Source organism: Streptomyces sp. SID3212 (assembly GCF_009865405.1).
Lineage (GTDB): Bacteria > Actinomycetota > Actinomycetes > Streptomycetales > Streptomycetaceae > Streptomyces.
In genome coordinates this window covers 1-213 of sequence record NZ_WWJY01001042.1, presented here as the reverse complement: position 1 = coordinate 213, position 213 = coordinate 1, and the positions used below count along the sequence as shown (strand labels likewise).

At 77.0% G+C, this 213-nt stretch carries 1 protein-coding gene; it reads right to left on the bottom strand.

Translation table 11 applies throughout. The annotated features are described in order from the left end of the window. Positions 1 to 213: ComEC/Rec2 family competence protein (locus GT042_RS30580; RefSeq protein WP_202534220.1), on the bottom strand; the 213-nt coding region annotated here is incomplete at both ends.

Sequence of the window (213 nt, the reverse complement as noted above, 5' to 3'; positions counted from 1 at the left end):
CGGGGAGGCACCCCCCGCCGCCCCAGCGCGGCGCTCCAGCGGGGCCCGAGCGTGAGCAGCGCGCCCGTGGCCAGGACGGAGAGCAGGAATCCGTAGCTCCGCGCCAACCAGGGGTCGTACAGCACCAGGAGCAGCACGGCCCCGGCCAGGGCGGGGATCAGTGACCTGCGCCGGCCCGTACCGATGGCGAGCAGGGCGATCGCGCCGCACGCG